The 21,631-nt window shown below is 31.3% G+C and carries 17 protein-coding genes, 1 tRNA gene and 1 other RNA gene; 15 read left to right on the top strand and 4 right to left on the bottom strand.

Annotated elements, in window-relative coordinates; all coding sequences use genetic code 11:
* Positions 1 to 6 precede the first annotated feature (6 nt).
* The 12 genes from PHV37_01595 to PHV37_01540 all read left to right on the top strand — a co-directional run bounded on the left by PHV37_01595 (position 7) and on the right by PHV37_01540 (position 14,698).
* Entirely contained in the window at positions 7 to 474 is a 468-nt protein-coding gene (locus PHV37_01595; protein MDD3236774.1) for an N-acetyltransferase, read from the top strand.
* Between the two features lie 64 nt (positions 475 to 538).
* Positions 539 to 1,480, top strand: a complete 942-nt coding sequence (locus tag PHV37_01590) for a hypothetical protein (GenBank protein MDD3236773.1) — start codon at positions 539 to 541, stop codon at positions 1,478 to 1,480.
* An 8-nt stretch (positions 1,481 to 1,488) separates the two neighbouring features.
* Positions 1,489 to 2,511, top strand: a complete 1,023-nt coding sequence (gene gmd / locus PHV37_01585) for a GDP-mannose 4,6-dehydratase (GenBank protein MDD3236772.1) — start codon at positions 1,489 to 1,491, stop codon at positions 2,509 to 2,511.
* Positions 2,511 to 4,175 (top strand): glycosyltransferase family 39 protein, encoded by a 1,665-nt coding sequence (locus PHV37_01580; protein MDD3236771.1) that lies wholly within the window; start codon positions 2,511 to 2,513, stop codon positions 4,173 to 4,175. Before gmd ends, PHV37_01580 begins: the two co-directional genes overlap by 1 nt.
* Position 4,176: 1 nt before the next feature.
* A complete protein-coding gene (locus tag PHV37_01575) occupies positions 4,177 to 4,923 on the top strand; it encodes a polyprenol monophosphomannose synthase (protein ID MDD3236770.1) in 747 nt (248 codons plus the stop codon).
* A 51-nt stretch (positions 4,924 to 4,974) separates the two neighbouring features.
* Positions 4,975 to 5,045: transfer RNA gene (locus PHV37_01570), tRNA-Glu, on the top strand.
* A gap of 90 nt (positions 5,046 to 5,135) precedes the next feature.
* The gene (locus PHV37_01565; protein MDD3236769.1) at positions 5,136 to 8,135 is read left to right on the top strand and encodes an ATP-dependent DNA helicase; all 3,000 of its coding nucleotides are present in this window, start codon (positions 5,136 to 5,138) and stop codon (positions 8,133 to 8,135) included.
* On the top strand, positions 8,128 to 11,484 hold the full coding sequence (locus tag PHV37_01560) for an ATP-dependent DNA helicase (GenBank protein MDD3236768.1): 3,357 nt from the start codon (positions 8,128 to 8,130) through the stop codon (positions 11,482 to 11,484). Before PHV37_01565 ends, PHV37_01560 begins: the two co-directional genes overlap by 8 nt.
* A 73-nt stretch (positions 11,485 to 11,557) precedes the next feature.
* A complete protein-coding gene (locus PHV37_01555; protein ID MDD3236767.1) occupies positions 11,558 to 12,169 on the top strand; it encodes a type II secretion system protein in 612 nt (203 codons plus the stop codon).
* Between the two features lie 60 nt (positions 12,170 to 12,229).
* Positions 12,230 to 12,766 carry a hypothetical protein gene (locus tag PHV37_01550; protein MDD3236766.1) on the top strand — a complete coding sequence of 179 codons (537 nt, stop codon included), beginning with the start codon at positions 12,230 to 12,232 and terminating at the stop codon, positions 12,764 to 12,766.
* A 317-nt stretch (positions 12,767 to 13,083) separates the two neighbouring features.
* Positions 13,084 to 14,241 (top strand): GntR family transcriptional regulator, encoded by a 1,158-nt coding sequence (locus tag PHV37_01545; protein MDD3236765.1) that lies wholly within the window; start codon positions 13,084 to 13,086, stop codon positions 14,239 to 14,241.
* Between the two features lie 292 nt (positions 14,242 to 14,533).
* Positions 14,534 to 14,698: a hypothetical protein gene (locus PHV37_01540; protein ID MDD3236764.1), complete on the top strand. Its 165-nt coding sequence runs from the start codon at positions 14,534 to 14,536 to the stop codon at positions 14,696 to 14,698.
* Between the two features lie 72 nt (positions 14,699 to 14,770).
* On the opposite strand, the gene PHV37_01535 is transcribed toward PHV37_01540, so the two are convergent.
* The gene (locus PHV37_01535; protein MDD3236763.1) at positions 14,771 to 15,400 is read right to left on the bottom strand and encodes a nitroreductase family protein; all 630 of its coding nucleotides are present in this window, start codon (positions 15,398 to 15,400) and stop codon (positions 14,771 to 14,773) included.
* 38 nt (positions 15,401 to 15,438) lie between these two features.
* Between PHV37_01535 and PHV37_01530 the strand changes: the two genes are divergently transcribed.
* The gene (locus tag PHV37_01530) at positions 15,439 to 16,185 is read left to right on the top strand and encodes a VWA domain-containing protein (protein MDD3236762.1); all 747 of its coding nucleotides are present in this window, start codon (positions 15,439 to 15,441) and stop codon (positions 16,183 to 16,185) included.
* 44 nt (positions 16,186 to 16,229) lie between these two features.
* Here PHV37_01530 and PHV37_01525 read toward each other — a convergent pair whose 3' ends face one another.
* Positions 16,230 to 17,954, bottom strand: coding sequence for a DUF1957 domain-containing protein (locus PHV37_01525; protein ID MDD3236761.1), 1,725 nt, complete (start codon positions 17,952 to 17,954; stop codon positions 16,230 to 16,232).
* Positions 17,955 to 18,152: 198 nt separating this feature from the next.
* On the opposite strand from PHV37_01525, the gene ssrA reads away from it, so the two are divergent.
* Positions 18,153 to 18,546, top strand: a transfer-messenger RNA (tmRNA) gene (ssrA, locus tag PHV37_01520).
* Between the two features lie 220 nt (positions 18,547 to 18,766).
* On the opposite strand, the gene PHV37_01515 is transcribed toward ssrA, so the two are convergent.
* Positions 18,767 to 19,429 carry a type 1 glutamine amidotransferase domain-containing protein gene (locus tag PHV37_01515; protein ID MDD3236760.1) on the bottom strand — a complete coding sequence of 221 codons (663 nt, stop codon included), beginning with the start codon at positions 19,427 to 19,429 and terminating at the stop codon, positions 18,767 to 18,769.
* A 59-nt stretch (positions 19,430 to 19,488) separates the two neighbouring features.
* Positions 19,489 to 19,689 (bottom strand): DUF6496 domain-containing protein, encoded by a 201-nt coding sequence (locus PHV37_01510; GenBank protein ID MDD3236759.1) that lies wholly within the window; start codon positions 19,687 to 19,689, stop codon positions 19,489 to 19,491.
* 220 nt (positions 19,690 to 19,909) lie between these two features.
* Between PHV37_01510 and polX the strand changes: the two genes are divergently transcribed.
* Complete coding sequence (gene polX, locus PHV37_01505) at positions 19,910 to 21,628, top strand: DNA polymerase/3'-5' exonuclease PolX (GenBank protein MDD3236758.1); 1,719 nt, start codon at positions 19,910 to 19,912, stop codon at positions 21,626 to 21,628.
* Positions 21,629 to 21,631: the final 3 nt, after the last annotated feature.

The following is a 21,631-nucleotide window of genomic DNA, read 5'->3' as shown; positions in this document are numbered from 1 at the left end:
ATATTTATGTTTTTCAAAAAGGTAAGTCGAAACGAAAAAATAAAATATATGGGCTTTTTATTGCTTGCCGATACAGAAATTGAAGCCATTGAAAAATATATATTCAATTCGGATATGTATATTTTTGGTGTCAATAATGATTTATTCGGCGAATGCGTTCTGTTTGAGAAAAATAATAATGAAATAGAAATCAAAAATATTGCAATAGCTCCTCCTTTTCAAGGCAAAGGCTTTGGCAAAAAACTTTTAGAAACTATCGAAAGACATTTTAAAAATCAATATGATTATATTACGCTCGGCACAAATGAACGGAAAATAGGTTTCTATTCTGCATGCGGTTTCAGTTTTGTTTCTAAAATTAAAGATTACTTTATTAAAAATTATAAAATACAAAAATATCACAAAGGTAAATTATGCCGTGATTTGCTTATTTTAAGAAAAAAAATAAATAAAATATCTCTTGTTACAATCTGAACCATTTAAAAAAATATGATATAATTTATTCGTAAAATATGTTGAGGTGCAAAATTTCACTTTTATGACAGAACAAGAGACGGATAATAAAACAATTTCAGCTAATAAGAGTTTTGAATTTACCTTTTTATCACTATGGATTATTTTTTTTGTTGTGCTTTTTGTTGCTACTTTGGTCATTTCACCCAACCTGTTTTTCGATTTAAGCTCTATAATTGCTATTTTAATAAAAATGATTTTTATTGGAATTTTAAGCCTTGTTTTTCCATATTTGAGTAAATTTATCAAACAAAAAGAATTGGAACAAAATTCTGAAATATCAAAAGGTAATTGGTTCAAAGTCAATTATGCTCAACACCTATTAAATTTATCTGTATATTTAACTGTATTATCTACAATTTGCATTTCAGAAGCTCTATTGATTGCCAGATTATGGGAAATTCTATTTACGCTTATAGTATTTGTAGCAGTGACGAAAGCTGTTGATAAATACAGGATAAAGACTGAAAAAAATATATTGGATTCAAATATTGATACACGACATAATCTTATTTGGAATTTAATACCCGGCTTGATTTTGAGCATTGTATTCCAAAATCTTTTTACTAATGTTTTAAACCAACCCAAGTTGGTGTTTCTTATAGTCTTTATTGTGATTTTAGGAAGAATGTTTGTCGAGGTGTCAAGTATAATTTTAGGAAGAAAAAAATATATATTTCCTGCGTGGAATTTTAAGCAGTCAAATATAAGAACTTTTTCAGGAAGTTTACTATTTTTTATAATTACATTTATTACAGTTTTAATATTTTGTTCGGATTTTGGCTCTTTTGTGCAATTTATTATTACGCTTATTGTTTTGCCTATTGTTATGACACTGTCTGAGGCGATGTTGTCAATTACTAAAAAAGTTCCTTTTCTCTTAATGATAGGATATTGCACATTGTTTCTAATCGGTATAGCCACTCGCTCAATATCGTATGCGTTTACCTCAACTTTATTATATTAGGATAAAAAATGAAACAAAAAACAGCTTTAATAACAGGAATAACGGGACAAGACGGCGGATATTTAGCAAAACTATTATTAGCAAAAGGATATAATGTTGTTGGTTTAAATAGACGTGGTGCTACAAATATTTTTCATGGCTTAGAAGAACACGGTATTAAAGACAAAATCGAATTGCGTGATTTTGAATTGCTTGAATATTCCAATATCTGTAGGTTAATAAAAGAATATCAGCCTGAGGAATTTTACAATTTGGCAGCTCAAAGTTTCGTTTCTTCTTCTTGGATTGAACCTATATATACCATTCAGGCTAACGAAATGGGAGTTGCTTATATTTTAGAAGCAATCAGAGAATTTTCACCTGATACAAAACTGTATCAAGCTTCAACAAGTGAGATGTTTGGGCAAGTTCAAGAAATACCACAAAATGAAGATACTCCATTTTATCCAAAATCACCCTATGGAATAGCTAAATTGGCAGCTCATTGGCTTGTTGTCAACTATCGTGAAAGCTATGGGCTGCACGCAAGTTCAGGGATTTTGTTTAACCATGAAAGTCCGTTCCGAGGTAAAGAGTTTGTTACAAGAAAAATTACTGATTATTTTGCTAAAAAAATAAATGGAAAGATTGATACTCCATTAGAGCTTGGCAATGTTGAAGCAAAAAGAGATTGGGGGTATGCCGGCGATTATGTCGAGGCAATGTGGCTAATGTTGCAACAAAATAAGCCTGACACATTCGTCATTTCTACAGGAAAAAGTTATTCGATTAAAGATTTCGTCAATGAAACTGCTAAAAATTGTAATATTCAACTTGAGTGGATTGGCGAAGGTCAAGAAACCAAAGCTCTTAATAAAAGAACAAATGAAATCTTAGTTTCTGTGAATGACAAATATTATCGTCCTGCGGAAGTTGAGTTTTTGATTGGTAATCCTGAAAAAGCAAAAAAAGTATTGAATTGGAAACCTAAAATTGATTTTAAAGAGCTATGTAAAATGATGATTGAAAAGGACATAGAAAGAAACCGCTAATGGAAAAACTTAAAAGTTTTATTTTCAATAAAAAAAATATAATCATTTTAACTTTTATAATTATTTTGGGGCTTGTTCTTAGGATAGTAGGATTATATGAAAGAACTGACGGGCTTTCGTATGATGAGGTTTATTCTTGGTGGGTCAGCACACATGGTTTTCCTTTTGGTATAATAAAAAAACTTTGTTATGAAGAATATCATCCTTGTTTTTATTCTTTTCTTTTACATTTTTGGGCAAAGATATTTGGTGATAGTGATATATCTCTCAGGTGGACATCTGTTTTAGCTTCTATAGGGACTGTAGTTGTTGGCTATTTTGTTGGAAAGGAAGTTAAGGATACAAAAGTCGGATTGCTTTGTGCTTTCATTATGGCGATTTCGGTTTTTAATATTTCGATGGCTCAATATGTAAGATTTTATCCTTTCGGCGATTTATTGATGTTGGTGTCTATTTTATTTGCATTAAAAATACAGAAAAATGAGTTTTCAAAACCAAATTATGCAGCTTTTATAATCGCAAATGTGTTTTTAATTAACACACTTTCGCAGGGTTCTTTTTTCGTATTCATTGAAACATTGGTTATATTTTTGTTTATATTCAAAAACAATAGGGTTCATCTAAAACCGTTTTTAATAGCAACTGGTATAACGTTGTTTTTGTCGATTCCTGAACTGATATTACTTTCAATACAATTTATTTCTTCTCGTTTGGCTCTTATACAGGGGTGGGAGTGGTATCATTTTAATTTATTATATATATTTTATGATTGTTTAGGATGGCTTTCATTGGATATCCCGTTTATAACTCCCATAATATTATATTCATTTGTTGTTTATAAAATGATAACGGTTAAAAACTTTGAATTTAATTTTTTGAGCATTTTGTTTACTTCATATTTAATATTTATAATTCTACTTTCAGGAACATATATTGCCCCTTGGCAAGCTCATTATAGCGGTATGCTTTGTAACATGTTTATTGTTTTGTTATCTTATTCATTTTTTTCTTATAATAAGACAGTAAAAATTTTTATGGGGATAATATTTCTCTATTTAAGCATATTATCTCTTAATTGGTATTTTATTCATGATATGTCAATGGAGCAGTTGAATAACGGACAAAATTATAATCTTGTATATAAATACTTAAAAAACAATGGCTATGATAAAGACAATCTCGTTTTCAATCTAGCTTCCGGAACAAAAATAGCACCAAAATATGACAAAAATAATATTTATATGAAACCCAATATAGACAATATCTTACTTTATTATTTGCCAAAAGAAGAATGCTATATATTTGACAAAAATCCATATGAATTAAACAAAAATGAAAGAGAAAGATTTCTATATAATTTCGTTCGAGGCGATGTATCAGATAATGCACAAAAAGCGGTTTATAATTCTTACCAAAAAAAATTAAAAGTCAGCAATTACTTTTTGATAGTGGAATATATAAATGTCGGTTTTATGCCAATTTTCAACACTAACATATCTTTTGAAAAATTTTCAAAAAGAGGAAACAAAGCCCACTATATCTATAAAAGAATAATTAATAATGAAATCGATATCGCAATGATGGACAGTAGAATGAAATATATAAAATCAGAAAGAATAAGTGATTTTTGGATTATTTATATCTTCAAAAAGGTAAGTGACTAATATGACTAACGAAAAAACAAAGGTAATAATCATATTACCTACCTATAATGAATCTTCAAATATCAAAGACTTTTTAGAAGCTGTTTTAAATGAAATAGAATTAATCGAGAGAAATACTTTTTTCGAAATTAAAGTTTTAATCATAGATGACTATTCTCCAGATGGAACGGCAAAAATTGTAAGTGAATTGGCAAAAAAACAAGACAAAATAAATATATTAATGAACAAAAATCGTGGTCTTGGTAACGCTTATATTGTGGGTATTGAATATGCAATGGCAAATCTTTCAGCTGATGTAATTATGCAAATGGATTCTGATTTTTCACATCGACCTGATGAAATTAAAAATTTATTAAAAGGAATTGAAGAAGGATATGATTTTGTTATCGGTTCTCGTTACATAAAAGGTGGCTCTATCCATAGAAATTGGGGTTATTTAAGAGTTTTAAACAGCAAAATCGGAAATTTATTTGCTCATGTTATTGCCGGAATACAAGGTGTCAAAGATTGTACAAGCGGATTTAGAGCTATACAAGTAAATATTCTAAAAGAAATTGATTTGCCTAATACAAAGACCTCAGGGTATGGCTTTTTGATGGAAATTTTGCTTAAATCTTACAAAAAAAATGCAAAAATCAAAGAAATACCAATTCGTTTTGAAGAACGAAAATCAGGTCTATCAAAAATTAGAATTAACGATATTCTGGAATTCATCACCTACTCATTAAAAGCACGATTTGACAAATAGTTTGTTTGGGGATAAATTTAAAGAGGAAATCTTTATACAATATAATCTATAGCGGTATCGTCTAGAGGTTAGGATAGCAGATTCTCATTCTGTTGACAGGGGTTCAATTCCCCTTACCGCCGATTTTATTTTTTTAATTGTTTTATATTTTCGGCTTAACAAAATGCCTTAATTTTTCTTTTTTTGTATAATATTCCAAAGGGAGATATACAATGGCAGTTTTGACGGGTGGATATGCAGGTTGCGGCAAATCTTTTACATTAAAAAATGATGTAAATAATCTGGTTGAAAAACACATTTGCCCTAAAGATGACGTGTTGATTTTAACTCAAACGCCAGATTTAAACGCTCTTTATCCTGAAAATATTGCGGTATGGTCTGTTGAAAAATTGTGCAAATTTATATTAAAAAAAGCTTGTAGCACCATTAATTGCAAAATTATTTCAGATTATGAGGCAATAATAATCATAGGTGAAATCTGCCGAGATATTTTTCCTCAAAACTCTAATTTAAGGGCTTTAATTAAGTCAAAATCATTTTTTAGGGAGTTATACAATTTATTTGCTGCATTGAAGAACAGTAATATTTCTTCTGTTGACTTTAAAAATAAAATTGATGAAACAGACATTCAACCTATTGACAAAGAAAGATTGGAGTTAATTTGTTGCGTTTTTAAAATGTATCAAAAAATATTAGCAGAAAATGGATTTTTAGATTATCGAGATATTGTCAAAAAGGCATTTGATATTTTATCCTCAGAGCCTATAACTTTAGAAATAGTTCAAAAACGATTTGGGCATATATTTGTGGACAATTTTGAAAACATTACATTTCTACAATTTGAACTGATAAAGTTATTAGCTAAAAAATCAGACCTCTATATCTATTATGACAATCATTCCCGAATTCAACAATATCGTGGATGTGGTGGTATTGATGTGAATTCTGACGATTTCAAAGACAGTTTTCAAAATATTGAACAAAAATTTTTAAATACAAGTAAAAGAAATATAGAAATTTTAGAACGAGCACTTTATTTAGTTAGAAAATACAACAATCCCGCTTATGATTGCGATTTTTCTGAAAATAATCAAATAAAATATTTTAAATTCACAGATGTTAATGAAGAAATTGCAAATATTGTAATGGATATTCAAGAAAAAATAAAAAATGATGGTGCAAAATATAGTGATTTTGCAATTTTGCTAAGAGATTACAGTTCAGTTGAAAAATTTGTAGAGCTTTTTCGCTCGCATAATTTGCGGGTATCAGGAGAAATCTATGTTGAAGATTTTAATAATTTTTTTGTTATTTTATCCAGATATATCAACATATTTTCTATTTTTGAAAAATTTAATTTAAAATATTTTTCATATAAAAATTCTCTTACCAATTTTAAGGCACAATCAAAAATCGATGCCAGTAACTTATTAGATGAGTTGAATCTTTATTTAACAAATATTTTAAATGAGCTTTTCGAAAATAAATATATTACGGAACAATTTTTAGCTATTTTAGAAAAAAAGAAATTTAACTCGCTTTTAGAAGTGATAAACGAAAATATCTCCATTTTGAACAGCGAAGATGAGAAAAAATTATTACAAGAATTCGATTTTATGTCAGATACCTACAAACTTTTTCAAAACAGACAATTCACTGATTTCTTAATAAAAATTGCTAACAAAAATCCTGAATATTTTAAAAACGAAAATTTTAATAAAATTTTTGCAAAGTTTTTATCGCAAGCAATTAAAATAAATAATTTATATATAGATATTTTGCATAAAGATTTTGATTACAGTGAGCTTGGTGAGATTTTTTCAAAAATTAAATTGACGACCGAAAATGAGGACTCAATTGATATTTCGACCTTTTTCAAAGCCTATGGAAAAGAGTACAAATATGTTTATATCCCTTCCCTTATAGAAGATGTTTTTCCTAAAATAAACCAATCGACATATTTTATTTCGCAAACTTCAAATGAAAAAATATCAAAACAATTAAGGGAGTTGAATGCCAATTTCAAAAATATAATAGAAAATCCAAAAGATAGTTTGAAAGAAGAAGCGGCATTGATGTATATCGGAATGACAAGAGCTACAAAGAACTTGTGGCTATCTTCATATTGTTATAAAGATAAAAAGCCGGTAGAGACGTCATCATTTTTTGAAATGCTAATTTATAAAGAAAATATCAAGCCTGATTTTGAAAATGAAGAGCAAGACAGCTCCGATGTCGTATCAATACAAAAGGTTGACTCTATAGATATAGAGTCACAACTCTCAACGGTAATTGCTGAAGATGAAATATTAAAACTAAATGCTTCATCAATTTCTAATTACCAAAATTGCCCCCGAAAATTCTATTATTCGAATCTTTTAAATTTAAAATCAACCAACAATAATAACTCAACCTATGGCTCCACGGTTCATGCTGTTTTTGAACTCTTTAATCAAACTTCTTTGAATTCATATACTCCACAAAGAATCTTATACCTTTCTGAAATTATATTTAACGCAAAGAACAAGTCAAAAGAAGCAAAGGAAGGATTTAAAGATGAAATTATAGAACTTATCTTAAACACAGATGATTTGAGTATTGAAGAAATGAAATCTAATTTTGCAGATGCAATAAATTGCCTTGAACAAATTGGATTTTTTCTTACCGTTCCGGAAAAAGTCGTCACTGAAAAAAGTTTTGAATTTAATATACCTGATATTAGAAATGTAATCTTTGACGGAAGAATTGATGCAATTTATACTTTTAACGGCGAAAATCAAGTCGTTGACTACAAAACAGGAAAAAATAACCAGTACAAATTGGACTATTATCTTAGCGATAATGGAGTGTCATTTTTGACGTCAAGAGGAAGTGTCCCTGCAGATGAAAGTAAGTATGTTTCAGATTACAAATATCAAATTCCGCTATATTTTTTGGGCTGCAATAACTCTGAAGCTTTGTCTGAATACAAAGACACTATCTCGTCTTTGGGCTTAAAATTTGTAAGACCTAAATCAAAAGAAAACGGCTCCACCGAAGATATTGTATCGGCAGAGCAGGTCAATTTGCAAAAAGAAAAAATAATAAAAAACCTAAATGATACAATTATTAGCAAAATCAGAGAAACGGTAACTTTTGAGCAAAAAACGGATTGGAATTGTCAAAATTGCGACTATAATTTTCTTTGCGAGGAAGGAGATTGCGATGAATAATAACGCTATTGAACCAGTAGATTTTGTAGCAAAAATTATCAACGAATTAAATGATGAACAAAAAGATGCCGTTAAAAAACCGATTGATTATTGCACAAAAATTATCGCAGGTGCCGGCACCGGAAAAACAAAAATTATCTCCAAACGCTTTTTGAAACTTGTTTATGACCTCAATTGCAAGCATATAGCACACCCTGTCGAAAAAATACTCGTCATTACTTTTACAGACAAAGCCGCATGCGAAATGAAAAGCAGAATATTAAAAGAGCTAAAAGAAAATAATATTGATTATATCGGGCAAGAACTCTATATTTCAACTTTTCACAGCTTTTGTAGCAAAATTCTCAAAAAACATTCTCTAGAAGCTAATTTATCATCTTCTTTTAAACTTGCAGATGAAAAAATATTAAAAGATATTTATACAGAAATAATTGAAAAAATTAAAAACAGTGAATATCAAAATATTGAATCCATCAGCGACATAGCTTCCGAGTTAAATCTTAGCGAATCAATTTTGGCTGTTGAAAATATAAACGAATTGACTGCTATCGGTTCTTTAGAGGCTATTTTTGATGATATATTCGGCATAATAAAAAAAATAAAAGCCTATGGGCTTTCACCTTATGAGTTCCTGAAAAAAACTCTAAGTTCTGTTGAAAATTTTTCACATACTGTTCAAACATTGCCTTTTAAATTTGAAACTAAAGAAGATTATTGTTCAGCTTGGAATAATCATTTGTCAAAATATCAAGATGATAATTTTGAAATTGACGAAAAAATATTTGATGAAATTTCAAAAAGTAAGTTAATTCTCGACAAGGCAGGGCAACGCAAGCCTATAAATTATTGCCAAGCAGATACTTTTCCTGAAAATATAAGCCAGATAGATTTCAACGAAAAAAATCTGACACGCATAATTGCCCTGATTTATGGGCTTTACCAAAAAAATTTAGAGCTATCTGATATGGTCGATTTTGATGATTTGATAAACAAAACAATTCAAATATTAAAGCAAAATTCTTCAGTAAGGGATTATTACAAAAATTATTTTAAACATATAATTATTGACGAATTTCAAGATACAAACGGCTCCCAACTTGAGCTCATAAAACTTCTATTAAATGACGATAATGCTAATATAACCTTTGTCGGTGACAGAAAACAGTCTATTTATTCTTTTCGTTACGCACAGATGGAAAATTTGGAGGTTTTACATAGCTATGTAGAAAATAAATATGGAGAAAAATATGACCCTGTAAAGTTGAAATTCAACTACCGCTCTACTCCCTATGTGTTGAATGCCGTTAATTTTATAACAAAATCACAACTTCAAATAGATGAGCAATTATCGGCAAATCCTAAAAAAGAATTTGATGATGAGAATAAATATGTCAAAATAACTCCGCTCGAAGGTTTTGATAATGCTATTGCTCATAAAAAAGCTGAAGCAAAATACATTGCATCTGAAATCAAAAGATTACAAAATGAAGATATGGCTCAATTCAAAGATTTTGCCGTCCTTGTAAACTCGCACTCTAAAGCAGATATAATTGACAAAATATTATCTGACTATGGAATTCCTTCAATAAAAAAAGTTAATCTTTCATTTTTCACTTCGGCTGTTGTTAAAAATTCAATAGCCATACTCCGAATGGCGTCAAATCTTCGTGATGAAATTGCTATTATCCGAATTTTGAAAATAAAATTTTCTGATGCAGAAATCTATAATTTGAAGAAGCAAGCTGACTCAAAAATCTTAGAAAAATTGACGTTTAAAGAATTAAAAAAATTCAATTTCGCAGATAAAATAAATTATCTTATTTCAAATTCTTTATTAAATTCTATTGATATTTCTCAACCAATCTTTGACTATATAAATAAAATTGTAATAACCATGCAAAATATTCAATCTAATAAAAAATCAATGTCATTATTGCAAATATATTTGAGATTAATCAATGAGCTATCTCCACATAATTACGATGGTATTGAAAAATATAAGGCTGAAAATGATATGCTTATTTTTCAAAAACTTATTTCAGATTATATGCAAGGTGAAAATTATTTGAGTATTAAAAATTTCCTCCAACATTTAGAAAAGCTCAAAGATGACAAGTCTTTTACATTACCTCAAACATCGACAACAGAATGTAATGCTGTTCAAATAATGACTGTTCACGCAAGTAAGGGGCTTGAATTTCCTTATACTTTTTTGACAACGACAACTAATAAAACATCTCAAGCTGACAAATCCACAATACGGCTTGATTTGCAATATGGAGAAAAACCAGGGTTTGGGATTATTGCAGCGAAATATCAAGGTCTAAAAACGCCAAAAGCACTTTTGTATAGCACTTTGTGGAAAACACCTCGTGATAAATCTGAAAAATTGCGATTGTTTTATGTTGCAGTAAGTCGTGCCGAAAAATATCTAAATATTTTAAGTTTTACTCCCTATGGGAACAAGGGGGCAATAAAACCTGCTGACTATATTGCGGATTTTAATCCTGAATTTATAAAGGAAGCAGTTGATATAAACGACTTGAAAATTGAAAAGCAAGAGCTTCCTATAATATCAAAAAAACAAAAAGAAACGCTTAAACCTCAAATCAAAAACAACAAAATTCCGGCTAATAACATCTACAATTTGAGCTTTACTAAAATAAACACCTATAACCATTGTAAAAATCAATATGTTTTAAAATATGAATTTGGCTATCCTGATTTGAATGAAAAAACTCAAAGTTTGCAAATAGGTACCCTAGTACATAATATGATTTATACAAGTTATATAAATAAATGCTCATTATCTGCCTCTGAAATTCAAGACTATCTTCTCAAATCCGAGATTTCTCAACAAGATAAATCAACAGTAATCTCTTTGTATCAGAATTTTACGGCTTCACCATATTCGCCGGAAAACCTTTCTTATAAAGAACTATATCCGGAAAAGAATTTTATATATACCTGTAATATGAATAAAACGGATGAAATTATATTTGAAGGGGATATCGATTTGTTGATAAAAAACAACGATTCAACTTTTACTATTATTGATTTTAAAACAAATAAAGATGTTATAACAAACCTCGACAATTATTACAAACAACTCTATATCTATAAAAAAGCCATTGAAAACTTAGGCTTAAATGTTAAAGAAGCAAAAATCGTAAACATAAAAAACAATGGCACAATATATGAGTTAGCCCTTAATATGGAAACCGAAAAAAAATTATCAACTGCTTTTGAGCAGGAAACAAAAGAAACAATTTCAACAAAAACACTCACCCATGAGAAAGATAAGAAAAAATGTATCAAATGTGGTTATCAATATATGTGTATGCAATAGGATTGTTGAAGGAAACAAATAATATGTTATAATAAATAAATATGGTTTTACTTTAGTTTATTTGGAGTTTATTATGAAAAAAGCGTTTACCTTGGCTGAGGTCTTAATTACATTGGTCATTATTGGAGTTATCGCAGCACTTACAATCCCTGCCTTACTCAACGATACCAACAAACAAGAATACAGAACTGCTACCAAAAAGGCATATTCAGTCTTATCTCAAGCGGTCGCTCAACACTATGCTCTTACCGGTGAAAATATGAATGACTTATTTATAGGAAAATGTGATGAGGATATGACTTGCATTTATAATAACTTTATTTCCAAAAGAATGAATGTGGTTTCATCAATGTCGCCGGCAAGTAGCGATGCCTATACAGCAGGAGCTGGGGTTGATACAGAATTAACCGTTTATACTGCAGATGGAATTGCTTATTCCTTTGCCCCTTCAGGTCTAATTTCGGTTGATTTAAACGGGGACAAAAAACCTAATCAAAAAACCGAAAGTATTAATAATTTAAAAGATGGCGGATACTATTTCTTTATCGACACTTATGATACTCAAAAAAGCAAAATTGAGCCTACAGGAGCTGCAAAACCTGTGATAACAGATGACAAAGATGATTCAAATTGGGATCCTGACAATCCATGCGGTGACTTGTTTAATCCATCTTCTTGGTGCTAAAACGTGAATAAAAAAATAATACTTATTAGTTGCTTTGTTTTGATGATTTTATTTGTATTTATGGCAAGTAAAAAAAATCGAAATACGGCAACTAATGACGTTCAATCATACAATGCCTTAATAAGTGTTTCCTTTGATGAAATAAACAGTTCTTTACTATCTTTTCAAAAAGATACTAAAAAGGATATGAAATACTTATATGGTACTTGTTTTGGTAATGCGGAATGTTTTTATGACAAAGTTTATTCAAAATATTTACAAATAGAAAAGAAAATGCCTTCCCAAAAATCTAAAGCGTGTACTGTTGATGCTGACGGGCACCCATTTTCTAAAATAACCTTTTATACCAAAAGAGGATTTGTATATTCAATAGATGAATGCGGGCGGCTTTTAGTCGATTTAAACGGAGATTTGCCCCCCAACCTTCCAACAACAAAAGCTATTACTCCGCAGGACGGAGGTTATATATTTATACTTGATTACGATGATTCTCAACCACTCTCTGTATGGGGACCGGGATATTGTATGCTATACGACTTGCCTACAAAAAAAGATATTTGTAATTGGAGTTTTTGGGCTAATCCTATAAAAAAATAGAGCAAAAAAAAATGTTTGCAAAGTATTGCAAACATCAAATAAACACGAGGATATTAAGAGAGAGAGAGTAAAAATATTTTTTAATAATCATTTTAATAAAAACTAATGATTATACTTGTATATCGTTGTGGTGAATGTCCCCTTAAAATTAAAATCCCTTGTATTTATATAAACGTTTTTTAAATCTAAAAATTGCCTTTTCTATAAAGTTCGTTTATTTAAAGTAACAAAACTTTAGAAATAAGTGTTATACTAACAAAAAATATATTGACTGTTTATATATAGATATGACATATAAAACCACTTATGGAGGGAAAATGAAAAAAAATACTCAATATAAAAGAATATTAATATCAGAATTGCCTATATCTATACCAAACTTCAAAGAAACAACAAAATCAAAAGACACTTTAATTCAAGGTTGGCTAACAAGCTGGATTATTGAAGGATTAAGAAATCACTCTCTTGAAGAAACAAATCTTTTACCTCAAAAACAAGAACTTGCGAACTATCTGGGAGTAAGCATCGGGACGGTACAAAATGCCATTCGCTACGTTGAAGATGAAGGTATTTTAATCTCAAAACAAAAAATCGGTACTATGATTGTAAACCCTGAAAATCCAAGCATTTTGTCAACCACAACGAGAAAATTAACTTCAAAACGAGATAAAATAATTGAACAAGTTAAAAAACTAATAATTGATGAAAAAATTAAAATTAATCAAGCTATTCCATCATCAAGGAAACTTGCATCAACGATGAAAGTTTCTGCTAACACAACAAGATTAGCTTATGAATATCTATGCAAGTGCGGTATTTTAGAATCAAGACTGACTAGAGGAAATGACGCTAACTGGATTTTAAAACGAATCCCAGAATTCAACGAAACAACACTTCCTGTTTATCAAATCCAATCTGACACCTTAGTTTCTAAGGTATCAGAAGATTTAAAACAATATATATCTAAAAATTTAAAAGTATCAGATAAGCTTCCTGCCCATCAAGAATTATCTACAATCTTAAATGTAAGTATAAAAACGATACACGATGCATTGAAAAATCTTATCAACGAAGGTATTTTATTATCTCGCCGAGGAAGATACGGCACAATCGTTGTAAAAATGCCTAACGCACCAACCCTGCAACCCCTAAAAGAAAACTCCATTTTTGCTAAAGCCGAAGATGCTGCTTTCTATTGTTATCAAAAGATTGAAGAAAATTTAGTCAAATTAATCCGAGACACTTATGATATCGGTGAAAAGCTCCCATCGATGGACGATTTGGCTAAACAATTCGACGTAAGCACAAACACCATAAGAAAAGCCCTCCAGAATATGTCCAAGCAGGGAATTGTTCAATTCGGGAGAGGGCGTTATGGTGGTACTTTCGTTACTGACATTCCTGAAAGTAACGAAACAGAAACATTCAGATGGTTAGCAGTAAATCCGAGTTATGTCCATACATATGCGAACTAAAAAGCTCTGAATTTGAGGATAAAAACATAATTTTTATAAAACAACTAATATTAGATTAAAAAAACAATAAACTATATGAAAATTTACATAGCCTCTTACTCAATAGCTAGCAAAAAAAAACATCTTTATGCGTTATAGCATAATGGAATATATCAAACAAACATGATATAATTTACTCACAAATTAAATGACACATTGAGCCAAATCAATAACGACTCCCTACTAATTTAATCTATGCATTTTATATATATTACAATTACTATTACAAACAACAAACTAGGAGGCTCTTCAAATGGTTAATCTTACTCGCGAATTAACAACTGAAAAAACAAGCGTTAACTCAAAGTTGAATGATGAATTCGACAAATATCTAAAACGTCAATGCTTAAAAACAACGTTCAATGGTCTTGAAATTGAAACGTTTAGCTGGTACAAAAAAATGTTAGGTTTAACATAAGCTGAGTAAGCCGTTTGAAATTTAATATTTAAAAGATTTAAAGAGTCGCGAAAGCGGCTCTTTGTTTGTTATTTATATTATTTCCATTATGTCATCTAAAGATTTTTTAGTTGGCTGACTTGGAGTTTCGTCTTGAGGAAAACCAAGTGCTATTAAAGAAACTATTTTTGCACTTGCTTCAATATTTAAAAGTTCTTTTAATTCTTTATAAGCAACAATTGGTGCACACATCCAACAAGTTCCATAACCCAATCCATGAGCTGCAAGCGATATATTTTCAATAGCAGCCCCCATACTTAGTAAAGATGAATCGGGGCGAGCTTGCTCATATTCAGAAAGAGTTAATCCACGTCTTTTAAAAAGCTCATTTGTATCAGAAAACCTTGGATATTCAATCGCAGCAATGACACATGGAGCATTTTCAAAAAACACTGAATACGCTTTGGAACCTTTTAATTGAGGAAGCAAATCTTGAGCCTCATTCCACAGCATAATTTCATCATATTTTTTCGCAACAGCAGCCGCCATTTTTTGCTTTAAATCTTTGTTTAAAACAGCAACGAACTTCCAATTTTGAGAATTTGTAGCCGATGGAGCGACTCTGGCTGCATTAATAATTCTTTTTATATCTTCAGTTGGGGGAGTAGTTTCTTTGTATTTTCTGATAGTCTTTCTTGTATTAAAAGCGTCAAAGAGTTCCATAAATACCTCCGTTTTTATTTATTAGATGAGGAAACAAAATGAAAAAACATATAATCTATTGTTCTATTTTAGCATTAATTGCGGGGGTGTCCATATCCTTAAAAGCGATTTCAGAGCCAAACTTTAATTTTAATCGATATAACCCGACTGAAATACCTATGGAGTCACTTGAAAATGCAAAAGAAAAAATTTTGTTTATTGTAGATTTTTCAAACAGCATGAATGAATCACTGGGTAGCAAACGGAAAATTGATGTTGCACTAGATACACTGCGAGATGTTTTACCACAGATGAGCCCAACGACGACCGCAGGATTAAGAGTTTATGGACACAAAAACGGGTTTACACCAGCACAAAGTTGCACAGCGTCACAGCTTGTCACACCGCTCGGCACAAACAATACCCATACAATATTAGACAAACTTGCAACAATTAACGCAACTGGGTGGACGCCAATAACTTATTCGCTCAAAAAAGCTGTAAATTCAGATTTTGCAGGAGTAAATGGTCCAAAACGAATAGTGCTTTTAAGCGATGGCGGTGAAAATTGCGATGAAAGTCCCTGCGATTATGCAATCGAGTTGATGAAATTAAGAGATGATATAAGGATAGACGTTATAGCTTTCACAATTAGTGATATGGACGCAAATGACCAATTAAAATGTGCAGCATTGACTACATCGGGAAAATTCTACTCCGCAGATACCGCCGCACAACTTTCTGACAGTTTAAAAAATTCACTTAATATGAAAAAAGATGTTCAAGGTGTTATTTTGCAAAAATAGCTTCGAGCAATACCCGAAGCTATTTTAATGATATTTTACAGAAACTAATCTGTATAAAGCGGAGCCAATTTACCTTCTTGTTGAGGAATTACGCCCTCTGCGATAGGCAAATAAACTCTGTAATCGATATCAGCAAAGCAATTATCAATTGATTCAATTTCTTGAAGCTTAGCATCATCAATATTACCAGATTCAATCATACCAGCGATAAGTTCAAATCTTTCAACGTGTTCATTAAATCTATCAGTAGCATAATCTTTAGCCTGCCAAGTAGTAATCAAGAAAGGCCAATCTGAACTTTGCAAAAGAAGATTTTCTCTTGCGAGCTGATTCAAAGCTCTATGAAGAAGCTTATCTTCAGGAATATTTTCATATTTAGCGGCGATATCATTAATATGTTTTTCACAACCATTGATAATAGGCCACATCCATTCAGTCAAGTGGTTCATCCATACATAGAAGTGACCACCGGCACCCCAAGAGCTTTCAGGAATTTGAATAGCTTCAACAGGAGGATGTTTTTCTAAATATTCACTAGCAGTAAGTCTTTCAACTTCAGGAAGATAAGAGTGGAATTTTTTAATAACTTGTTTAATAAATTCAACACCTTCAAACCACCAGTGACCATAAAGCTCAGTATCGAATGATACCATAATCAAACCTTCTTTGTTTTTAGCAAGTTTGTAGTCGTTAAGCATATGATAAATCAAAGTTGTATAGTGGTCAGAGTTCAAGTTTACTTGATTCATAGCCAAAACTGGGTCATAAAGCATTTTGTCACCCAAATCAGTAGTTGGGGAAGTAATCCTCCAGTAGTTCATGCCTGATTTATCATCTTTTTTATGGAATTCACGGTAGCAACCGTCACCGGGGTATCCGTCAGCAGCAGACCATACTTGGAATCCAGCTCTATCATTTCTACCCATAACAGCAACTTGAGCATCAGGAAGCCAATAAGCTGAATAAGTGTCGTAGCCGGTCGCTTCTCTTTCAGGAAGAGGGATATATTCAATATTGCCATATACACCGATTACACGTCTGTTGCCGATAGAGTTACCGCCTTCGATAACGTGAGATTCAGTAAAGAAGTAATCGATATCATTATTTTGGAGAGTAACTTCAATAGCAGGTCTCCATTTTTTTTCGCCGTCTTTACCGGAATATTCATAACCTTGACGGTAAGCACATTCAGGAAGCCAGCAGCCTTTAGCTTTTTTGCCGAACAATTTTTTTGTAGTATCAGACCCTACTTTGAATTGAGCATTCAAGTTGGAATCAGTAGCCAACAACGGAGAGAAACCGTGAGTAGCCCCGGAGGTAGTAATTTCGATACAGCCTAAATCTTGATACTTTTTGAATGCACCAATTAAATCTTTGTTATATTTATTAACAAAAGAATCTTTAATATGGTTAAACCAATCGAAATAATATTTAGCCAAGTATTTTAAATGTTGCGAATGAGCCACTTCCGGATCAGGATATCTGTCCAAATCTTTAGCAACAGCAGTAATACGAGAATCCAAATATTCAACGAACCCATTTTTCAAATGTTCATCATTTAATTGTTCACCCAAAATAGGTGTAATACCGACTGTAAGTTTAGCTTTAATACCATCTTCTTCATAAAGTTCAGAAATTGCATTTAAAAGCGGAACGTATGTTTCACACATACATTCATATAAATTTTCTTCACCGAAAGGCCACATACCTGCTTTTCTATAATAAGGTAAATGACTATGTAACATAAATACGAATGAACCGACTGACATAAATTGTCCTCCAATTTTTCTAATAACATATATAAAATGCTTGATTATTACTTTTATAGCACAAAATCAAAAAAAAGATAACCCATGCGAACTAATTCTATCGTATAATTTACAAAACTCTATAAAAAGGTAGAAGTATAATAAAACGAGTAAAAATCTGTGTTATAATTAGAGAACAGAACATTGAAAATTAAATATGGGGACGTTTAGGATTTGACAGGGTGACTGATTTAACTAAGCTGCGAGTCGGAGAGCTGTTCTTCGATATCAACGAGCAAAAAAACTAAACGCTACAAACAACGTAGTAAAAGCTGATTTTTCTAGAGCTCAAGCTCTAGCTGCGTAACCGCAGTTCAGCCACTCTATTTCGTGCCAGCTTGCCGCCGAATAGGGTCAATTATGCAAGATGCAGTCTGTCTATGGAAGTAAACAGATTAAGACGACTTCCAAACTGCGTATCAGTATAAACTACTTTGTCAGCACTTAGGTTGAGACTTTTTCCCTTGTGCTGACGAGATAAAAGAAGCCTACACTCGTAGATGTTTATTTAATTCCATTTTGGACGTGGGTTCGACTCCCACCGTCTCCATTTTTTAAAAATAATGTCTGACACATAGAAGCATAATTTTTAAAATCTTTAGATTTAACTCTAAAGATTTATCGATTCAGTTGTCCGAAATCAAAACAATAAATTTAAACAACAATTAAGATTTTGTCATAGAAACTAGAGCCAGTAAAAGCAGTGTAAACAGATTTGCAGGTTTGAGAAACAATAATGCAAGGACGGAACATTATTACAATTCAATTCTGTATCAAGAGTGGATTCTATTTAATTTGTGAATCACTTTTTCAGACAAATGCTCACATGCAAATTGATTTTGACCTGTAATAAGGTAATTGTCTTCTACAACAAAACCATTTTCTGGAGTTTCTGAAATAAAATTCGCACCGAGTTCTTTTAATTTAGATTCAAGGGGAAAAGGCATATATTTAGCTAATCCTGTCATTTCTTCTTCAGCATTTGTGAATGCCGTAAGGGCTTTTCCCCATACATAGGGTTTATGGTTATTATCTTTTGCAGAAAGCAGCCCGCAAGCACCGTGACAAATTGTAGATATCACTTTACGATTAGCTTTTAATTGTTCAATTATTTTCGCTAAAATATTATTTTTAGGTAAATCAAACATACACCCGTGTCCTCCAGGGATAAAAAGGCAGTCAAATAAAGTATTTTGAATTTCACGATCTTCTAATGCTTTTGTATCGTTTAATTTTGCAACATAATTTTGATATTTTTCGTCTATGCTTTTCGGGTCCACAGGAGATAAACCGCCATTTGGGCTTGCTATTATGATGTCAAATCCTGCTTCTAAAAAATTAAGATAAGGAATAGCAAATTCCTCAAGCCAAACACCGGTTTTAATTTCGGGAGTAATTTCCGAAACATTTGTCGTAACTATCAATATTTTTTTCATAACATTTTCCTTTTAAACAAAGGAGAAATTATAAAATTTCTCCTTTTTGATTTTAAGATTTAAGCAGCGTGTTTTTTCAAATGATACAAAACATGTTTGTCGTCGGCTTCAATGCCGGCTTCACTTAAAGCAATGGCCATGGCTTGTTTTTCATCAGTTACAATATGTCCGGCGTGAGTTTTCAAATTACCTGTTTTAAATTTTTTCATAACTTCGCCAATAATAGCTTCTTGCTGAGGGGTATCTTGATAGTCTGTCATTTGGAATCTCCTTTTTTGTATAATGCCAGAATATTAAATACAAGCGGTATATCATTCCTCAGTCGGATATTCTATATGGGGAATAACAAAACTTATACAAAATCCATTTCAATTTATAAACATTTAAAATAGTTATTTAAAATCCCTTATAAGAGGATAAAAAAGAGAAAGTATTGGGATAAAATTCTTTTGTTATTATTTAGGTTAATAAGTAAATTTTATGTCTAATAAAAATATTGAAATTGCAAATATCTTTAACCATCTGGCAGATTTGCTCGAGCTTGAAGGCGAAAATCCTTTTAGGATAAGAGCATATCGAAGCGGAGCAACTTCAATGGAAAACCTTACAAAAGATGTTGAAATAATGGTCAAGGACAACGAAGATTTAACAACGATACCTAATATCGGAGTTGATTTAGCACAAAAAATCATTGATATTGTAAACGGCAAAGAAATCAGATTATTAAAGGAACTTAAAGCAAAAAACCCGATTGATTATGAAAATCTTAGCAAGGTTCAAGGATTAGGACCAAAACGAATAAAAAAATTATATCAAGATTTAAGAATAACTAACCTCAAAGAACTTGAAACTGCTGCTGCAAATCAACAAATTCGGCATCTTGAAGGTTTTAGCGAAAAAATTGAAGACCAAATTATAAACGATATCGACAAAATTGAGAATAAATACAATAGATTAAAAAACGCTGTGGTTGAAGAATACGCACAGCCCATTGTAGAATATTTAAAAAAAGACACGAACGTACACAAAATCGAGCTTGCGGGGAGCTATAGACGAAAAAAAGAAACCGTAGGCGATATTGATATTCTGATAACTTGCACTTCTTGCCAAACAGTTGTCGATAAATTCGTAAATTATAAAGATGTCCAAACCATTTTGGCACAAGGTGAAAGTCGGGCGAGCGTATTACTAAACTCGGGAATTCAAGTTGATTTAAGAGTTTTCCCAAAAGAAAGCTATGGGGCAGCATTAAACTATTTTACAGGCTCTAAAGCCCACAATATAGCACTACGAAAAATCGCCAAAGATAATGATTTAAAAATCAACGAATATGGATTATTCAAAGGTGATGAACGAATTGCTGGGGAAAGCGAAGAAGAAATATATAAAAAACTCGGGCTTACATATATAGAACCCGAGCTTAGAGAAGACACCGGAGAAATTGAAGCAGCAAAAAAAAATGAATTACCGAAACTTATAAAGCTCAGCGATATAAAAGGCGACCTGCATACCCATACTAATGCAACAGATGGGAATAATTCTCTTGAAGAAATGGCAGAAGCAGCAAAAGCCCTCGGCTATGAATATATAGGGAATACAGAACATTCAAAACGTGTTGCAATGGCAAAAGGGCTTGATGAAAAAGCATTGACGGAACATATAAAGAAAATAGATAATCTCAATGAAAAATTAAAAGATTTTAAGATTTTAAAGGGAATAGAAGTTGATATACTTGAAGATGGTACACTTGACCTGCCTGACAGTATTTTAAAAGAACTCGACATAGTGATAGGAGCAATTCATTACAACCAAAACTTACCGAAAGAAAAGCAAACGGAGCGTATCCTAAAAGCAATGGACAACCCATATTTTAATATATTAGCTCACCCCACTGGAAGACTCATAAATCAACGAGAAGGCTACGACGTAGATATGGAAAAAATAATGAAAAAAGCAAAAGACACAAACTCCATACTCGAAATAAATGCACACCCCTCAAGACTTGACCTGAATAATACAAATGCAAAAATGGCAAAAAATATGGGCGTAAAACTTTCAATCGCAACTGACGCGCACGATATATCAGGATTAAAGAACATGAAATACGGAGTTAATCAAGCTCGGAGAGGCTGGATTGAGGCAAAAGATGTCGTAAATACGAATGACTTGACAACGATTAAGCAAATATTAAAAAAATAAATA

The organism is Candidatus Gastranaerophilales bacterium (assembly GCA_028693235.1).
Lineage (GTDB): Bacteria > Cyanobacteriota > Vampirovibrionia > Gastranaerophilales > Gastranaerophilaceae > JAQUVW01.
Note: the sequence above shows the minus strand (reverse complement) of the source record. Positions and strands in the feature narration are given on the sequence as shown.

Coding starts and splice junctions, on each gene's coding strand:
- PHV37_01595 (MDD3236774.1), top strand. CDS start 7: ATGTTTTTCAAAAAGGTAAGTCGAAACGAAAAAATAAAATATATGGGC.
- PHV37_01590 (MDD3236773.1), top strand. CDS start 539: ATGACAGAACAAGAGACGGATAATAAAACAATTTCAGCTAATAAGAGT.
- gmd (MDD3236772.1), top strand. CDS start 1,489: ATGAAACAAAAAACAGCTTTAATAACAGGAATAACGGGACAAGACGGC.
- PHV37_01580 (MDD3236771.1), top strand. CDS start 2,511: ATGGAAAAACTTAAAAGTTTTATTTTCAATAAAAAAAATATAATCATT.
- PHV37_01575 (MDD3236770.1), top strand. CDS start 4,177: ATGACTAACGAAAAAACAAAGGTAATAATCATATTACCTACCTATAAT.
- PHV37_01565 (MDD3236769.1), top strand. CDS start 5,136: ATGGCAGTTTTGACGGGTGGATATGCAGGTTGCGGCAAATCTTTTACA.
- PHV37_01560 (MDD3236768.1), top strand. CDS start 8,128: ATGAATAATAACGCTATTGAACCAGTAGATTTTGTAGCAAAAATTATC.
- PHV37_01555 (MDD3236767.1), top strand. CDS start 11,558: ATGAAAAAAGCGTTTACCTTGGCTGAGGTCTTAATTACATTGGTCATT.
- PHV37_01550 (MDD3236766.1), top strand. CDS start 12,230: ATGGCAAGTAAAAAAAATCGAAATACGGCAACTAATGACGTTCAATCA.
- PHV37_01545 (MDD3236765.1), top strand. CDS start 13,084: ATGAAAAAAAATACTCAATATAAAAGAATATTAATATCAGAATTGCCT.
- PHV37_01540 (MDD3236764.1), top strand. CDS start 14,534: ATGGTTAATCTTACTCGCGAATTAACAACTGAAAAAACAAGCGTTAAC.
- PHV37_01535 (MDD3236763.1), bottom strand. CDS start 15,400: ATGGAACTCTTTGACGCTTTTAATACAAGAAAGACTATCAGAAAATAC.
- PHV37_01530 (MDD3236762.1), top strand. CDS start 15,439: ATGAAAAAACATATAATCTATTGTTCTATTTTAGCATTAATTGCGGGG.
- PHV37_01525 (MDD3236761.1), bottom strand. CDS start 17,954: ATGTCAGTCGGTTCATTCGTATTTATGTTACATAGTCATTTACCTTAT.
- PHV37_01515 (MDD3236760.1), bottom strand. CDS start 19,429: ATGAAAAAAATATTGATAGTTACGACAAATGTTTCGGAAATTACTCCC.
- PHV37_01510 (MDD3236759.1), bottom strand. CDS start 19,689: ATGACAGACTATCAAGATACCCCTCAGCAAGAAGCTATTATTGGCGAA.
- polX (MDD3236758.1), top strand. CDS start 19,910: ATGTCTAATAAAAATATTGAAATTGCAAATATCTTTAACCATCTGGCA.